Below are 14,586 nucleotides of genomic sequence, written 5' to 3'. Positions count from 1 at the left end.
AACGGATCGGACGGTTCAGTTCGTTGTGGCGAGGCCGCTCAGCGCGCCGTGGCGGGGGCCGCTCAGTGCGCCGTGGCGGGGGCCGCGGCCAGGCGGCGCAGCAGGTCGCAGGCGATATTGCGGGCGAGCGGCACCTTGAACGCGTTGTCGCGCAGCGGCTCGGCCTCGGACAGCTCGGCGTCGATGGCCAGCAGAAAGGCCTCGTCGGTCGGCGCCTGGCCCAAGAGCGCCGCTTCGGCACGCAGGGCGCGCCAGGGCCGGTGCGCCAGCCCGCCGAAGGCGATCCGCACCGTGCTCACGACGGAGTCCTCGACGCCGAGCACCACGGCGACGGATGCCAGCGCGAACGCGTACGACGCGCGGTCGCGCACCTTGCGGTAGGCGGAGGGCAGGCCTGCGGTCGAGGGCGGCAGCAGCACGCCGGTGATGAGTTCGCCGTGGTGAAGCTCGGTGTCCCGCTCCGGGCGGTCGCCGGGCAGCCGGTGGAATTCGGCGGCGGGCAGCGTCCGCGGACCCTTCGGCCCGCGCAGCTCGACCTGGGCATCCAGGGCGGCGAGCGCGGCCGCCATGTCGGAAGGGTGGGTGGCCACACACTGCGCGGAGTGGCCGAGTACGGCGTGGTCCCGGCTGACGCCCTCGCGCGCGCCGCAGCCGCTGCCGGGCTCCCGCTTGTTGCAGGGCTTACCGACGTCCTGGAAGTAGGGACAGCGCGTGCGCTGGAGCAGGTTGCCGCCCGTGGTCGCGGCGTTGCGCAGCTGGCCGGAAGCCCCGGAGAGCAGCGCCTGGGACAGTACGGGGTAGCGGTCGCGGATCAGCGGGTGGGCGGCGAGGTCGCTGTTGCGGACGGTGGCGCCCAGGCGCACCGACCCGTCCCTGAGCTCCTCGACGCGGTCCAGGTCGAGCCGGCTCACGTCGATCAGGGTCTCGGGCCGTTCGACGCCCAGTTTCATCAGGTCGATGAGGTTGGTCCCGCCGCCCAGGTAGCGGGAAGTGGCCCGTCCGGCGTGGGCGACGGTCGCCTCCTCGACGCTGTGGGCGCGTACGTACCGGAAGGGTTTCATCGGGCATCGACCTCGTCGTGCGTGACATCCGCGCCATGGCCGCTCCCGTCATGGCCGCTCCCGTCATGGCCGTCGAGTTCCGCGCGAGTGACGTCCTCGACGGCTTCGACGATGTGCGGGTACGCGCCGCAGCGGCACAGGTTCCCGCTCAGCCGCTCCCGGATCTCGTCCTTGGTCAGCCGTACGGGGACGTCGGTGGCGGTGTCCGGACCCGTCACGTGCGAGGGGTGACCCGCCTCGGCCTCCGCCAGCGCGCCGACGGCGGAGCACAGCTGTCCCGGGGTGCAGTAGCCGCACTGGAAGGCGTCCCGCTCGATGAAGGCACGCTGCAGAGGGTGCAAGCCCTCGCCGTCGGCGTCCCGCAGCCCTTCGACGGTGGTGATGGCGCACCCCTCGAGGGAGACGGCCAGCATCAGACAGCTGTTGATGCGGCGACCATCGACGAGGACGGTGCAGGCCCCGCACTGGCCGTGATCGCAGCCCTTCTTGGCACCCGTCAGACCCAATTGCTCCCGCAGTACGTCCAGCAGGGTCGAGCGGTGATCGACCACGGGACTGTGCCCCGTGCCGTTCACCGTCATGGGCACTTCCGAATGGAACACATCGGTTCCCATGGCGCGCTGCTCCCTCATCCCTGACGTGGTCCGTGCGGTCCTCCTGTAACCAGCCTGGGCCAGCACACACATTCCGGCATGCCGGAACGAGGGCGGGAACAGCGACGGGAGGCCCTCCGACAACCGAGAGGGCGCCAAGGTTGTACGGCTCGGCGCTTCGGAATGTTTTCAACATTTTGTTGATGCTTACTTGTGATGACCCGCCCCGGGCAATGTCCGCTTCCTGCCGATGTCGTGATGATCTAATTCACGAGCCGTCCAGGTGGGGAAGAGTTGGCGACTCCAACACCCCTGCCGCTTACGGCCGTTGCGTGGGCAAATTGCCCCGCATCACATCAACTCCGCATGGATGAACGTCCGCTGGGCGTGAGGTTCCCTGACGCGGTCAGGGCCTCACGCGCGGACCGTCGTCCACGCGGCACATGAGGGGGAACGGCAATGTTTGCCATCACCAAGAAGAACTCCGTCCGCGCCGCAGCCGCCGTGGTGGCTCTCGCAGCCTTCGGCATGAGTGCGCCGCAGGCCTCGGCCGGGGAGGTTCCCGCGAAGACGGAGCTGAAGATCTCCGCGAAGGCGGATGACACCACTCGGGCCATCGCCGAGGAGGAGACCGCGGCGGTCCTGGCGACGGGCAACCTCTGCGGCAGCAGCTACCAGCTCTACTACGCCGAGCGCCTGCCCGATGCGTCGCGCCTGGGCACCCTGTTCGTCTACAACCAGACCTCGGGTGACGGCGTCTGCGCCATCTTCGACAACAACACGGGCTCCGCCAAGTACATGAAGGTGAAGGTCTGCGACTACAAGACGACCCCCACCTGTGTGACGGACGAGGGAACCTTCAGCCAGTACGCCGGCCCGGTCCGCATGAACGTGACCACGTACTGCGCCACGGCCATTGCCGTCATGAAGACGTCGAAGTCCGCCACCACGGCACTCATCGACCGCAAGGCGAACGCCCGCCCCTGCAACTAGAAGCAGCGCCCGCGGTCAGCCATGTCCGATCGGGCGCCGCCATCGGCGTCCGCATGCACACGATCTCAACTCGGAGTCCCCATGAAGAAAGCACTGGCCCGCACCGCGACCGTCTCGGCGGCGATCGTCGGGATGAGTCTGGTGCCCCTGGCCGGCACCTCCTACGCCGCGAGCTGCAGCGGCGCGGGCTGCGACAACCAGGGCCCGCGGGCCACAGGCTGCGAGACGGCGAGCGTCTCCACCCAGAAAACCATCGACAACAACAGCCGCAAGGCTGAACTGCGTTGGTCGGCAGGGTGCAGCGCGGCCTGGGTCCGCGTCACGAACAACTCTTCGAACTCGCTCTACAACTCGTACGGCTACATCGAGAAGTACGACTCGGCCGGCAAGCTGATCCGCTCGCTCAGCATCCGGGTCCCCGACAACAAGGGCGGCTCGGACTGGTCGAACATGCTGGGCGGCGCCAGCTACTACTACCGCGTCTGCATCGCCTTTGTCGGCAACGAATACCCGATGAAGTGCAGCACGAAGTTCTGAGCCGTCGACCGAGGATGACGCGGAAGTAACCCACGCAAGAAACCAGACCGGCCCCGCCTGCCGCCGTCCGACCTCGTGAGAGATCCAGGCGCGGGCCGGACGGCACACCGCAAGCCGTCGATGCCGCGCGGTGGTGTTGCTTCACGTAGACAAGGAAAGTTTGTGCACATCCCCAAGCGAACGACGAGTGTCGCGATACCTGTCATGCTCGCGACAATCCTTCTTGGTGCGTGCTCGTCGTCCGGATCACCCTCCGACTCGGCGAGGGGCCAGGTACCTGTCGACCGCAGCAACTGGCCGGCGCAGACGCCTGCTTCCGGACTGGCCAAGGGCTTGGCGCTGCCGCTCGAGGACTACATGCCGGCGTACGCGGATCAGGTCACGGTCGATACGGCCCTGCGCACCCTCCAGACGCGCTGCATGTCCGCGTACGGATTCACCGTCGACCTGCCGCGCCCTGGCGTGAACCCGCCGGCCAGCAACAACTCCGCCCACATCGAGCGTCGTTACGGCATCACCGACCGCGCCCAGGCGAAGAAGTACGGCTATCTGCTGCCGCCCGAACAGCGCGAGCACACCGAGCGGGAGCTGCCCGACCTGCCTGATGTCCAGGTCGAGGTCCTCACCGGTCACACCAAGCCGGCGCCGGTCGCCGCGCCCACGGGCGGTGACGGTTCCTACTTCGGCTCGTCCGAGAAGACCGAGCCCGCTCGTGCCGAGCACAACGGCAAGAAACTGCACAAGGGCGGCTGTATCAGCTGGTCGGAACAGCAGCTCCAGATCAACGAGTCGGATGCCGGCTTCGTCTCTCAGCTCGCCTCGAGGAGCCTGTCCGAGTCCCGGCCCGACAAGCCGGTCGGCAAGGCGATCACGGACTGGTCGGCCTGCATGAAGGCCAAGGGCCACAAGGCCGCCGACCCGTACCGGGCCGTGGAGCAGGGGCTCGCCGACGGTGACGGCGCCACCAAGAACGCGATCGCACTCGCACTGGACGACCTCGACTGCAAGGAGCAGACCCGTCTGATCGAGGTCTGGTTCAAGGAGGAGTCGGCCGTCCAGAAGCGACTGATCAACGAGAACAAGGACCAGCTCGCCGCCGTCGAAGCGCGCATGAGCGAGGTCCTCGCAGCCGCCAAGGCTGTCAAGTAACCAGAGAAGGAAGAACGTTGAGACACAGACGTATCCGTCTGCGCGTGCCGGTCACCCTCGCGGTGGCCACCGCGCTGGCGATACCCCTGGGCCTGCCCGCGCAGGCCGAGGAATCAAAGCCGCCCCGGGGCGCGGCTCAGGGGTGGAGCAACTCCCCCCAGCAGCAGAGCAAGACCACCCTGAAGCCCTCCGCCATCCCCGCGAAGGATCGCACCGGCCTGCTCGGCGAGGACTACCAGGACTCCGCCGACACCGCGGTCACCGCCACCGGCGACGGCACCGGCTTCCACCTCCTCGCGGGCAAGGAGAAGGACGGCTACCAACTGCGCACGATAGCCAGCCTGTTCGAGGACGGATTCGCCTCGGACACCTGGATCGGCAACCACTGCGTCACCGGGTCCGGCAAATTCGCGGCGGTCTCGTACGCGCCGCGTATGTTCACCAACAAGCCCGAGCTGATGGTGCGCGGCGCCTTCACCGCGGTCGTCGACCTGACCTCGGGCAAGGTCACCAAACTGCCGTTCCAGTCGTCGCTCGCCTACTTCTCGCCCGGCTGCGGCCAGGGCGACCAGGCCGTGTTCACCCAGCTCACGCACGACGGTGACAAGAAGCAGCAGACCCGTCTGATCACCATCGACGCGGCGACCGGCAAGGAGGCCGAGCGCGTCACGCTCGGCGGGCAGCTCACCTCCGCCGTCCCCACGGCCGACGGCATCGTCGCCGCCCACGGCAACAAGCTGGTACGGATCAACGGCAAGGCCGAGAAGACCCTGGCCGCCACGACGACGGTGCCGTTCCAGATCACCGCCGACGCCGACGGCGGCATCACCTTCATCGACCGCGAGCTCGACAGGACCACGTCCAGGACACCGTCCAGCTGGGCCAAGCACCTGGACCACACCAAGGTCGAACAGGGCAAGAAGACCACGCCCGTCACGGTCGCCTCCGGCAAGCTGAACGCCTGGGACCTGACCCGTTCGGCGCGTGGCGAGGTCTTCGTCACCGGTGACGCCACGTCGAGGACGCTCCCGAAGCGGGTGCACAATCCCGGCAGGCTCCCCAAGAGCTCGGCGATCTCCAGCCACGCCCGGGCAGCCCTGACCACTACGTGGTCCGACGGCAAGACCACCCTGGTCAACCCGGAGGATGCCGCTGCTCCCCGTCCCGCGCGTACCGCGCTGCGCATGCTGGAGTCCGGCAAGGCCGTCACCCTGGACCTGCGTCCCGGCGCGAACCGCGTCGGCAACGCGGCACAGGGGTACGCCCTGTCCCCCGCACTGCCCACCGGCGGTCCGGTCGACTCCGGTCCTGACAAGGCGGGCAAGGCCGGTGATGGCCCGTCCACGCAGACCGTCCGCACCCAGGCCCTGTCTGCGCAGGCCGACAACCCCAGCGAAGGCACCGGGGAACGGTACTGCTCGGTGGCCCGCAACGACGTGAAGAAGCAGGCGTTCCAGCCCACACCGCGCCAGGTCGAATGGGCCGTGGACCAGGCCGTCGTCGGTGAGCTGAACTTCTACCGCGACAGCAACTGGAAGAACACCGGCATCGCCGGCGGCTACCAGCCGCAGGGCCTGTTCCCGCCGACCGTCCTGGCGGGCGACCCCAACGGCAAGCTCGACAACGAGGACCCCGACGTCACCGACAAGTGGCACATTCCCGCGCAGGTGATGCTGGGCATCACCGCGCAGGAATCCAACATGTGGCAGGCCACCCGCTTCGCCGTGCCCGGTGTCACGTCCAACTCACTGATCGGCAACTACTACGGCGTCGACTACGCCGCCTCCGGCGAACAGGTCGACCCGTGGCGTATCAACTGGGCCGATGCCGACTGCGGTTACGGCATCACGCAGGCCACCGACGGCATGCGCCTGGCGGGCAAGACCAAGCCGGGCGAGACCGCCCTGTCCACGGTGGCGCAGGAAGCGGTCGCACTGGACTACACCGCGAACGTCGCGGCCGGCGTGCGGATCCTGTCGGAGAAGTGGAACCAGACGTACAACGCCGGCATGAAGATCAACGGCGGCCACCCCAAGTGGATCGAGAACTGGTTCTACGCGCTGTGGGCGTACAACTCCGGTTTCTACGACACCGCCGACTCCCAGGGGCACTGGGGCGTGGGCTGGACCAACAACCCGGCCAACCCGCTGTGGAAGGCCAACCGCGTCCCGTTCCTGCAGCACGCCACGGACTCCTCCAAGGACGACTACAGCCACGCCGCTCACCCGCAGGACTGGCCGTACCAGGAGAAGGTCATCGGCTGGGCGGCCCGCCCGATCTCGGCGATGTTCGCTCCGGGTGACTTCCAGGCGGGCTACCGCCCCGCATGGTGGACCAGCAATGCGGACCGCGCGAGCGCCAAGCCGCCGGTCGATCTGTTCTGCAACGCGACGAACAACTGCAACCCGGCCAAGATCGGCGACAACGACTCCAACGACCCGGGCCTGGGCGCCTGCACCCTCGACGCGGGCAACAGCGACACCAACGCGCACTGGCTGCACTGCTGGTGGAATCAGGAGGTCACCGCAGCGCAGTGGAAGAACTGTGACACGGGGGCCAAGTGCGGCAACGGCGTGCACCGGTTCACCACGTCCTACGGCGAGCAGCCGGATGCCGGCTCGTACCCGCCGAACTGCTCCACCACGCCCCTGCCCGCGAACGCCCTGGTGGTCGACGACCTGGCGAACGGCACCACACCCGCCGGCGTGGATGCCAAGCGTGGATGCGGGGCGGTGCAATCCAGCGGCACGTTCAACTTCACGTACGTGCCGTGGGACACCCCGATGGATCTCACCCACGACGGGACGGACAACCCGACCACCGTCACCACGTATCCGGGAAAGATCGACACGCACCAGATCGGCGCAGGCTATGGCAACCACTTCTGGTTCACCCACACCCGCACCCTGGATCCCCACCCGGCCAACGCCAACCGGATGAAGGTCACCGGCACCTGGAAGCTCAACAGTGCACTGACCAACACCAGCCGCCAGGCCAAGGTGTTCGCGCACATCCCCGACCACGGGGCGCAGACCTCCAACGCCGTCTACCGGATCCAGACACCCGAAGGGGAAGAGGAAGCGTCGATCTCGCAGACGGCGAACGAGTCCAACAAGTGGGTCGACCTGGGCGCCTACTACTTCGGTGACCAGATCCCCGAGGTGCAGCTCGACAACTTCAACGGCGGCAACGGTTCCGCCGACATCGCCTTCGACGCGCTGGCGTTCGTGCCCGGCACGTACGACGGTCAGAAGATCACCGGCAGTATGACGGCCAACCCGACCGCGCCGGAACCGGCCCCGGTCGAGCCCGGCGAGGACATCAGCGAAGAGCTCTTCCCCAAGATCGCCGGCACCTCGAAGGCCGAGCCCTCGGCGGGCCGCACCGCCACGGCTCCGCTCACGACCAGAGGCACCTCGTCGTGCTCGACCCTGTCGGTGTCCATCACCCGCCAGCGCACCAACGCCTGTCTCCACGACGAGATGCCCATGACGCATTTCGAGAACAACACACCGGACGGGGGCGCGACGTTCGACTTCTACAACACGATCTACCTCGACCCCAAGAGTGCGGAGTTCTCCCAGGTCACCAATATCCGGTTGAAGTCGATGAGCGGTGCGATGCACACCGTCGACTTGGACTACGAGGCCAAGTGCCGGGGCTACTGCGCCATCACCAGCGTCAACTGGGACGGATCCAAGGTCTTCAAGAAGGGCGACGCCCTCGAGAGGACCATCACCACACGGATGAAGTGGACGCCCAGCAGCGGCACGACCAAGAACACGATCACCCCGTACTGGTCCATCGGCGGCTCGACCAACGGTGACGCGATCCGCAACCCGCTCGAGGTCGAGAAGTCCAAGCTGGACATCCGCTGCGACACCGCCGTCCCCAATGCCGGCACCGGCTGCGTCTTCTCCGGATACGACCCGACGTACGTCATGAACTCCAAGAAGTTCCCCGGGGCCGCCGCGCATATCGACATGATGTGGCGCAAGACCACGCTCGACTGGGGCAACCGCAACGGCGGCAAGCCGCTCACCTACGTGGCCGACAAGATGGCCGTCGACGACCCCACCAAAACCCAGCAGGACCGCAGCCGTCAGCTCATCTGCGGCAGGCAGTGGAAGACCTACAGGGACACCGGTCTGTTCAGCGACCTGTGGACTCTGGAGGCAGGGGCGACGCGTACCGACGCGAAGAGCTGCGATGAATTCGCCTTCGCCAACGCCTTCCAGAGCGCCGGAAACTCCAGGGGCCCCAACCCTGTCGGCTACAGCGGCAAGGAGTGCGTGCAGACCTACGTCAAGCGCAACCCCGACGACTCCATGACGCTGCACCTGCGTCCGGATGCCCCGGCACCGACCTGGAACGAGCCCTGCGGCCGGTCCTCGATGTCGAACTGGCAGAACACCCAGTCGATGCGGCCGTTCGGCGACTTCATCAAGGAACAGCGTTTGATGGAGGACGACGACTACTGGCTCGACCTCGACGGATTCACCCCGCCCGCCCCGTAACCGCTCAATGAAGAATGCCCCTCGATTCCATCGGGGGGCATTCTTACTTCACAACCACACCAGTCGTCCGTCGACCGCTGAACAGACCGGGTGGTTTCCCTCGGCGATCTTCGTCAGCGTCTCTGCCACGGAGTCGAAATAGTCGGCCAATGACGCGTACTCCCCCGTGGTGGTGATCTCACCCACGAACCACCTGCCGATCCGTCCGTCCCGCACGTCGATGAACTTTCCCGTCCAGCCGTCCTGATCCGACAGGAACGGGATCCACTCGTTGCGCCAGAACGGATTGTCCGGCTGATCCGGAGGGTTGACCCCGCCGGGAACCGCGTGGTTCGCATAGAGCTTCTCCATCGCCCGGATCCCCAGAAAGAAGCTGCCCTCGTCCGGGAACCCGGCGAAACCGCAGCAGGCCACGTCGTCGTCCGCATCCTCCTCAGGAAGATCCAGATTGTTCCGCAGCAGCCACGCCCGCAGATCCGGAGGAAGAGAGATACCCATCCGCCCCTCAGCGGCCTCGAGCATCTGCTCCGTGGCCGGCCCGGGCAACTCCGCGTGATCGGCCGGAGCCTGCTCCCGTAGGAGATCCATCACCCGGGTCCAGCTCTCCACCACGCTCATCCCCCACTGCCCTTCCGCACGGATGGGGCTGGCGCCCCCTCCCACATCCGATCCTCATCAGACGTCACCTTAGACAATGTCCTGATGGGGAGATCGAGCGTCGCATTGAGGTGTTCCGGGCGGGCTCTACGCCGCCGGCGCGACGGTACCCGGGCCGTCGGACACCGCCTGGCCGATCAGTCCGATCTCCGCGGTGGTGGCTTCGCATCCGCCGCCGGGGACGTCCTTGCCCGTGAGCCACGCGTCGGTCCTTGCGACCGCTTCACGAGGGTCACGGGTGCCCGTCATCACGCACAGCGTGAACGTGGCGTCCTCGCGTGCCCGAGCGCTGGCCGGCGTGGGGCAGCGCTCGTCCCTGATCACCGCGTCCGCGTACGCGGCAAGAGCAATCCGTAGATCCCGGGCAGCAGGTACGAGCACCGCAACACTCCTCACACATCCTGGCCCCGGACATCGCCACCGGAGCGCTCTCCACGCTCTCGCTTGCCCCGGCCCTCCCCCGTCACACCAAGCCGGCAGGAAGACGCGCCTACGCTCCGGGTGCCTCACCTCGTCGGGCGGCGCGGCGTCGCAGGCGCACCGGCAGCGCGTACCAGCAGAAGCCGAACCACAGCATGACGCCGCCGACCAGTGCTTCGGCGAGCACGCCGGGGACCACGAGGCGAAGGATGAGCAGGAGGGTGCAGGCGATGGTCAGGGCCAGGAGCACCATGCCGCAGATCATCAACCGGCTTGCCGCTTCGACCACTTCGTCCTTCATACGTTGGCCGGACAGAAAGCGGTGGATGGAGACGGGCGCTATGAGCGAGCCGGTGGCCGACGCGCCGAGCACGACCGTGACGACGTAGACGACCCGGTCGAACGTGGCCAACTCCCGGAACAGCGGGGTGAAGGCCACGCTGAGCAGGAAGCCGAAGAGGATCTGCACGCCGGTCTGGGCGACTCGGGTCTCTTGGAGTATCTCGTTCCAGCGGCGATTGACCCGCTCGCGTGCCGACTCCGGCGCCTCGCCGTCCAGTTCCGGACTCGCCGAGTTCCGGCAGTTGCGGCACGACCGGTCCCCCGCCGTCGCCTCAACCGACTCCTCTGTCATGGCCATTGCGTTCCCTCCCACGTTGAGGGAAACCGAATGCCCCGCCCCGGCCTCTCCATGCAGGTCAGCGTTGCGCGTCACGTCACATGAGGAGATGCGAATGTCCCGCGGCGAAGGTCTCGTTCATGTTGAACCTCCCCACGACGCAGCGCAGTTCGCCGTCCTGGACCAGGCTGTCCGGCGCGGCTACGGGACTCTATGACCTGCGGATCACCAGCGCCGCACAGTCGTCCGTGTGGCCCGTCGCGTCGGCCAGGGCCATGATCTCGTCCGCCAGAGTGCTCAGCGGCCGGGTGTGATCCGCCGCCGCCCGCGCCACCAGGCGAAGGCCCTCGTCCAGCGGGCGGCAGGGTCCTTCGACGAGTCCGTCGGTGACCAGGGCCAGGGTGGCGCCCGAGGGCAGGGTGAACTGCGTGAGGGGGTACGAGGCATCGTCGGCGATCCCCAGCGGCATACCTCCCGGGATCTCCCGGATCTCTGCCCGCACCTGCCCCGCCTGGACGAAGGGCACGTGGCCCGCGCGCGAGGCAAGGATCCGGCCGTCGGGTTCGATCAGCAGATACAGGCAGGTGGCGAAGCCCGGGGTGCCCATCTGCTGCATCAGCGCATTGGTGCGCTCGAGAACCCGCTGCGGCGCCGGATCCTCCCAGGCGTAGGCGTGCATGGCGGTGCGGACCTGGCCCATCAGCGCGGCGGCCTTGATGCTGTGGCCTTGCACGTCGCCGATGATGCAGGCGGCGCCCCCGTGCGGCAGGGCGATCACGTCGTACCAGTCGCCGCCGACGTCCAGTTCGGTGTGGGCGGAGGCGTAGCGGGCCTCGATCTCGTAGCCGGCCACCTCGGGCAGGCTGCGCGGGAGCATGTCCCGTTGGAGGGCGCCGGCGAGTTCGAGGCGGGCCGTCTGCAGCCGGATGCGCTCCCACGCTTGACCCGCCAGAGTCGCGATCACCTGCACGAGCGTGCGTTCCTGTTCGGACGGGTGGTGCGGTTCGGCGAACGTGATGACCCAGCCGCCGAGCAGCTCATGACTGGCCGCGAGCAGGGGCACCATCACGAACGACTCGGCGCGGGTGGCCGACAAGAAGTCATGTGCGTGCGGCCATTGCGCCCGGTAGTGCGCGCGGTCGGCGATGAATTCCGGGCGGCCCGAGACGATGGCCTGCGTCAAGGGCTTGGGAGCGTTCAGCGGCACACCGTGCAGATTGCGGGCGAGAGCCGGGGCGATGCCCGCGCCGAAGGTCACCCGAAGCCGTCCCTCCTCCACGAAGGCCATGAGAGTTCCCTCGCCACCGAAGGCGGGGGCCACATGGTCGAGGATCGCCGCGGTGAGCTCGTCCTCGGTGGTGGCCGAGACGAACTCCGCCGCGAGGTGCTCCACGAGTTCGCCGCGCCTGCGCGCCAGGGCGTGCGCCTCGGTGAGGGCCTGATGGCGTTCGACGGTGGCCGTGGTGTCGTTGGTCGTGCCGATGATCCAGCGCCGCTGTCCGAAGCCGAAGCGCATGACGCGCGATCGCGTGCGCAGCCAGTGGTAGCGGCCGTCACGACCGGTCATCCGGTAGTCGACCGTCACCTGCTTGCACCTGCCTTCACGCAGGTCCCAGAACGTCTCCTCGACCCGTGGGCGGTCCTCGGGGTGCAACTGGCTCAGGAGTTGTTCGAGCGGGATGGCTTCGTCGGCGCTGACGTTGCCGTGGAAGTGCTCGCCGTCCAGCCAGCCGAAGAGGTCGGCTTCCTCGTCGTACGCCCACAGCGCGTCCTCCGACAGGACGGCCAAGGCCCGCAGTACCGCCCAGTGGCGGAGGTGCGCTCCGTCCTCGATCTCGACGAGCAGCGCGCCGCGGGCCTGCGGGGGCCTGTGCACCGACAGCATGCATACGACCGGCTCGGCGGCCGCGAGTTCGAGTTCCACGGGCTGGCGATTGGCCGGTACGCCTACGCCGTCGCCGGTGCCGCGCCAGGCTTCCTCGAGCACGCGCTCGGTCATGAGCCTGCTGGCGTCGCCGATGAACGCCATGAAATCCGTGCCCCGCAGCACTCCGCGCGGGCGGCCGAGCCAGGCGCAGGCCGTGGCACACGCGTCGGCGACGACGAACGTGCCGTCTCCGCCGTCCTGGCGTGTCAGCAGCAGTCGTGCGCGGCCCGGCACCACCTGCGCGACGTTATGTGTCTGAGAGTTCATGCCCACCCGGTCCAGCGCAGTCCCCGTACCGCCACCCCCGTGGTCCGCTGCCTGCTGACCACTGCAGTAGCCGCGTTCGGGGGACGGCTCGCCAGGCTATTCGCCGCGCGCGTACGCGGGGCCGGGACGAAGGGACTGTCATGACCAGCCGAAAGTCCCTCGCCCCGCCCGCGTGCGCGCCGGCCTCCCTCGGCAGGCTCGGTCACCTCGGCTGAGGCTTCACGTGCGGATCACCATCGGTACCAACGACTCCTACGGCCGCCGCTCGCAGCGGGACGTATCACGAAGCCGAGCAGCCACACCACCAGCAGGATGATCGCGACCCACCAGAGTGCCTTCAAGGCGAAACCCGCGCCGAAAAGGATCAGAGCCAGAAGAAGAACCAGAAGCAGGGGAACCATTGTTATTACCTCCTGGCGATCATGTGCTCCGAACTCACATCGACAAACACGGGAATGGGCAGTTTCCGTCGCGGGTTTCCGGGTATTCGAGCACGCTCGCGCAATTCCCCGTCTTTACGGCTTCATGCAGATGAGCTGTATGAAATGCCTGAGTGGCGATCATGTTTGGCGTGCGCGACGGGGGCCAGACGGAGGGAAGTACCTGTTGTCGACGCCAAGAAAGTGTGAGTGAGCATGAGCGCCAATGAGAAGGCCAAGGCGAAGACCGACCAGGCCGTCGGTGCCGCGAAGAAGAACGCCGGCCGCGCGGTAGGAAATGACCGTCTCGCCGATGAAGGCCGCGCCCAGCAGATGAAGGGTGACGCACGCCAGGCCAAGGAGAAGACCAAGGACATCGGCAAGCACTGACCCGCGCCTGCTCCTCATGTGTGGCCGGTCTCCTTTGTGGAGGCCGGCCACACACATGAGGCAGGCGCGCGCTGCCGGAACAAGGCAACCCGCACCGCTGAACCGCGGCCGCCTACGTACGTCACCGGCCTGCGTCGGGAAGGCAGGCTTGGGCCGGCTGCCTGAAGTGGGTGCACAGCCCGCACCAGTCCTCGTCCCGCCACGCGGCATCAGTCACGGCGTGCCGTAGCGCATCGACCGTGGGCGCCAGGTTCTCGGCCCGCTCCGCGAAGCAGCGCGCGACCCAGATGTCTTCCTCGCCCCACCACTTGTGAAGCTTCAGATGCATCGCGGTCCCGCTGTCGACCCACCACCTGTCGGCGGGCCCGGTTGCCTCGGCGTCGAGGGCAGGGAGGCCGGCTTCGGTGACCGTCGGCTCCCGGCCAGGTTCGGTGGCGACAGCGAAGGTCGCATGGGGCCACTCCCGGACCTGTGACAACTGGGCGTGGGACTCCAAGCGCTGAAGGATGCTGCTGTTGATGATCCGGGGACGTCCCGCGAGCGTCATGGCGGTGCGCTCGTCCGGGAGGACGTCGACCGACCAGGTCTGGTCACCATCGTGGATGCCGGGGAAGGTCCAGCCGTCGCTGGTGAGGTAGACGGTGGCCTCGCCGTGCAGGCCGTGTTCCATGCCGTTGGGGCCGAGGAGCGGGTACCACAGCCCGCCGTAGCGTTCCTCGAAACGAATCATCGCCTCGACGGCCCCAGGCGGCGCTGCCGCTTCCTCCCCGTCGGGAGTTTCCGCGCGGGCCCGTGCACGTATGCGGTCGGCGGGCATCTCATGGCCGCGCCGTGCACGCGCCAGGAGACTCGCGACGCGCGGCGACAAGCAGGGGTCATCGAGGATGTGCACGTCAACACGCTAGCGGGTCGGCTCAGTCGTCTCGATCAACTGCCAACACGTACGCCTCCACAGCATCGAGTCCGTACCCGGAAGCGGACGGAGGTTCTGCACTGGCAGGCATGGACGGCACATTGCCGGGCACCTGGAGTTGGCA

Annotated in this window: 13 protein-coding genes; 5 read left to right on the top strand and 8 right to left on the bottom strand. The window is 67.7% G+C overall.

The window, feature by feature from the left end; genetic code table 11:
* Positions 1–62 precede the first annotated feature (62 nt).
* Both JAO81_RS31645 and JAO81_RS31640 read right to left on the bottom strand, forming a co-directional pair.
* Positions 63–1,061, bottom strand: coding sequence for a xanthine dehydrogenase family protein subunit M (locus tag JAO81_RS31645; RefSeq protein ID WP_199551399.1), 999 nt, complete (start codon positions 1,059–1,061; stop codon positions 63–65).
* Positions 1,058–1,675 carry a 2Fe-2S iron-sulfur cluster-binding protein gene (locus JAO81_RS31640; RefSeq protein ID WP_199551398.1) on the bottom strand — a complete coding sequence of 206 codons (618 nt, stop codon included), beginning with the start codon at positions 1,673–1,675 and terminating at the stop codon, positions 1,058–1,060. Before JAO81_RS31640 ends, JAO81_RS31645 begins: the two co-directional genes overlap by 4 nt.
* A 438-nt stretch (positions 1,676–2,113) precedes the next feature.
* On the opposite strand from JAO81_RS31640, the gene JAO81_RS31635 reads away from it, so the two are divergent.
* From JAO81_RS31635 to JAO81_RS31620, 4 genes are all read left to right on the top strand, one after another.
* Positions 2,114–2,647: a hypothetical protein gene (locus JAO81_RS31635; protein ID WP_199551397.1), complete on the top strand. Its 534-nt coding sequence runs from the start codon at positions 2,114–2,116 to the stop codon at positions 2,645–2,647.
* Between the two features lie 81 nt (positions 2,648–2,728).
* Entirely contained in the window at positions 2,729–3,184 is a 456-nt protein-coding gene (locus JAO81_RS31630) for a DUF2690 domain-containing protein (RefSeq protein ID WP_199551396.1), read from the top strand.
* A gap of 204 nt (positions 3,185–3,388) precedes the next feature.
* Complete coding sequence (locus tag JAO81_RS31625; RefSeq protein WP_233416200.1) at positions 3,389–4,333, top strand: hypothetical protein; 945 nt, start codon at positions 3,389–3,391, stop codon at positions 4,331–4,333.
* Between the two features lie 17 nt (positions 4,334–4,350).
* Positions 4,351–8,850 (top strand): hypothetical protein, encoded by a 4,500-nt coding sequence (locus JAO81_RS31620; RefSeq protein WP_233416199.1) that lies wholly within the window; start codon positions 4,351–4,353, stop codon positions 8,848–8,850.
* 48 nt (positions 8,851–8,898) lie between these two features.
* On the opposite strand, the gene JAO81_RS31615 is transcribed toward JAO81_RS31620, so the two are convergent.
* The 5 genes from JAO81_RS31615 to JAO81_RS42950 form a co-directional block, all read right to left on the bottom strand.
* Positions 8,899–9,468, bottom strand: a complete 570-nt coding sequence (locus JAO81_RS31615) for an SMI1/KNR4 family protein (protein WP_199551395.1) — start codon at positions 9,466–9,468, stop codon at positions 8,899–8,901.
* A 126-nt stretch (positions 9,469–9,594) separates the two neighbouring features.
* Positions 9,595–9,888, bottom strand: coding sequence for a DUF5133 domain-containing protein (locus tag JAO81_RS31610; RefSeq protein WP_199551394.1), 294 nt, complete (start codon positions 9,886–9,888; stop codon positions 9,595–9,597).
* A gap of 109 nt (positions 9,889–9,997) precedes the next feature.
* Positions 9,998–10,567, bottom strand: coding sequence for a DUF6328 family protein (locus JAO81_RS31605; protein WP_199551393.1), 570 nt, complete (start codon positions 10,565–10,567; stop codon positions 9,998–10,000).
* 190 nt (positions 10,568–10,757) lie between these two features.
* Positions 10,758–12,740: a SpoIIE family protein phosphatase gene (locus JAO81_RS31600; protein ID WP_199551392.1), complete on the bottom strand. Its 1,983-nt coding sequence runs from the start codon at positions 12,738–12,740 to the stop codon at positions 10,758–10,760.
* A 230-nt stretch (positions 12,741–12,970) separates the two neighbouring features.
* Positions 12,971–13,141 carry a hydrophobic protein gene (locus JAO81_RS42950; RefSeq protein ID WP_233416198.1) on the bottom strand — a complete coding sequence of 57 codons (171 nt, stop codon included), beginning with the start codon at positions 13,139–13,141 and terminating at the stop codon, positions 12,971–12,973.
* 234 nt (positions 13,142–13,375) lie between these two features.
* Between JAO81_RS42950 and JAO81_RS31595 the strand changes: the two genes are divergently transcribed.
* Positions 13,376–13,549: a CsbD family protein gene (locus tag JAO81_RS31595; protein ID WP_199551391.1), complete on the top strand. Its 174-nt coding sequence runs from the start codon at positions 13,376–13,378 to the stop codon at positions 13,547–13,549.
* Between the two features lie 121 nt (positions 13,550–13,670).
* On the opposite strand, the gene JAO81_RS31590 is transcribed toward JAO81_RS31595, so the two are convergent.
* Complete coding sequence (locus JAO81_RS31590; RefSeq protein WP_199551390.1) at positions 13,671–14,441, bottom strand: hypothetical protein; 771 nt, start codon at positions 14,439–14,441, stop codon at positions 13,671–13,673.
* Between the last annotated feature and the right edge of the window lie 145 nt (positions 14,442–14,586).

Source organism: Streptomyces sp. N35, assembly GCF_016464295.1.
Lineage (GTDB): Bacteria > Actinomycetota > Actinomycetes > Streptomycetales > Streptomycetaceae > Streptomyces.
The sequence above is the reverse complement of the archived record's forward strand: the minus strand, read 5'-3'. Positions and strand labels throughout refer to the sequence as shown.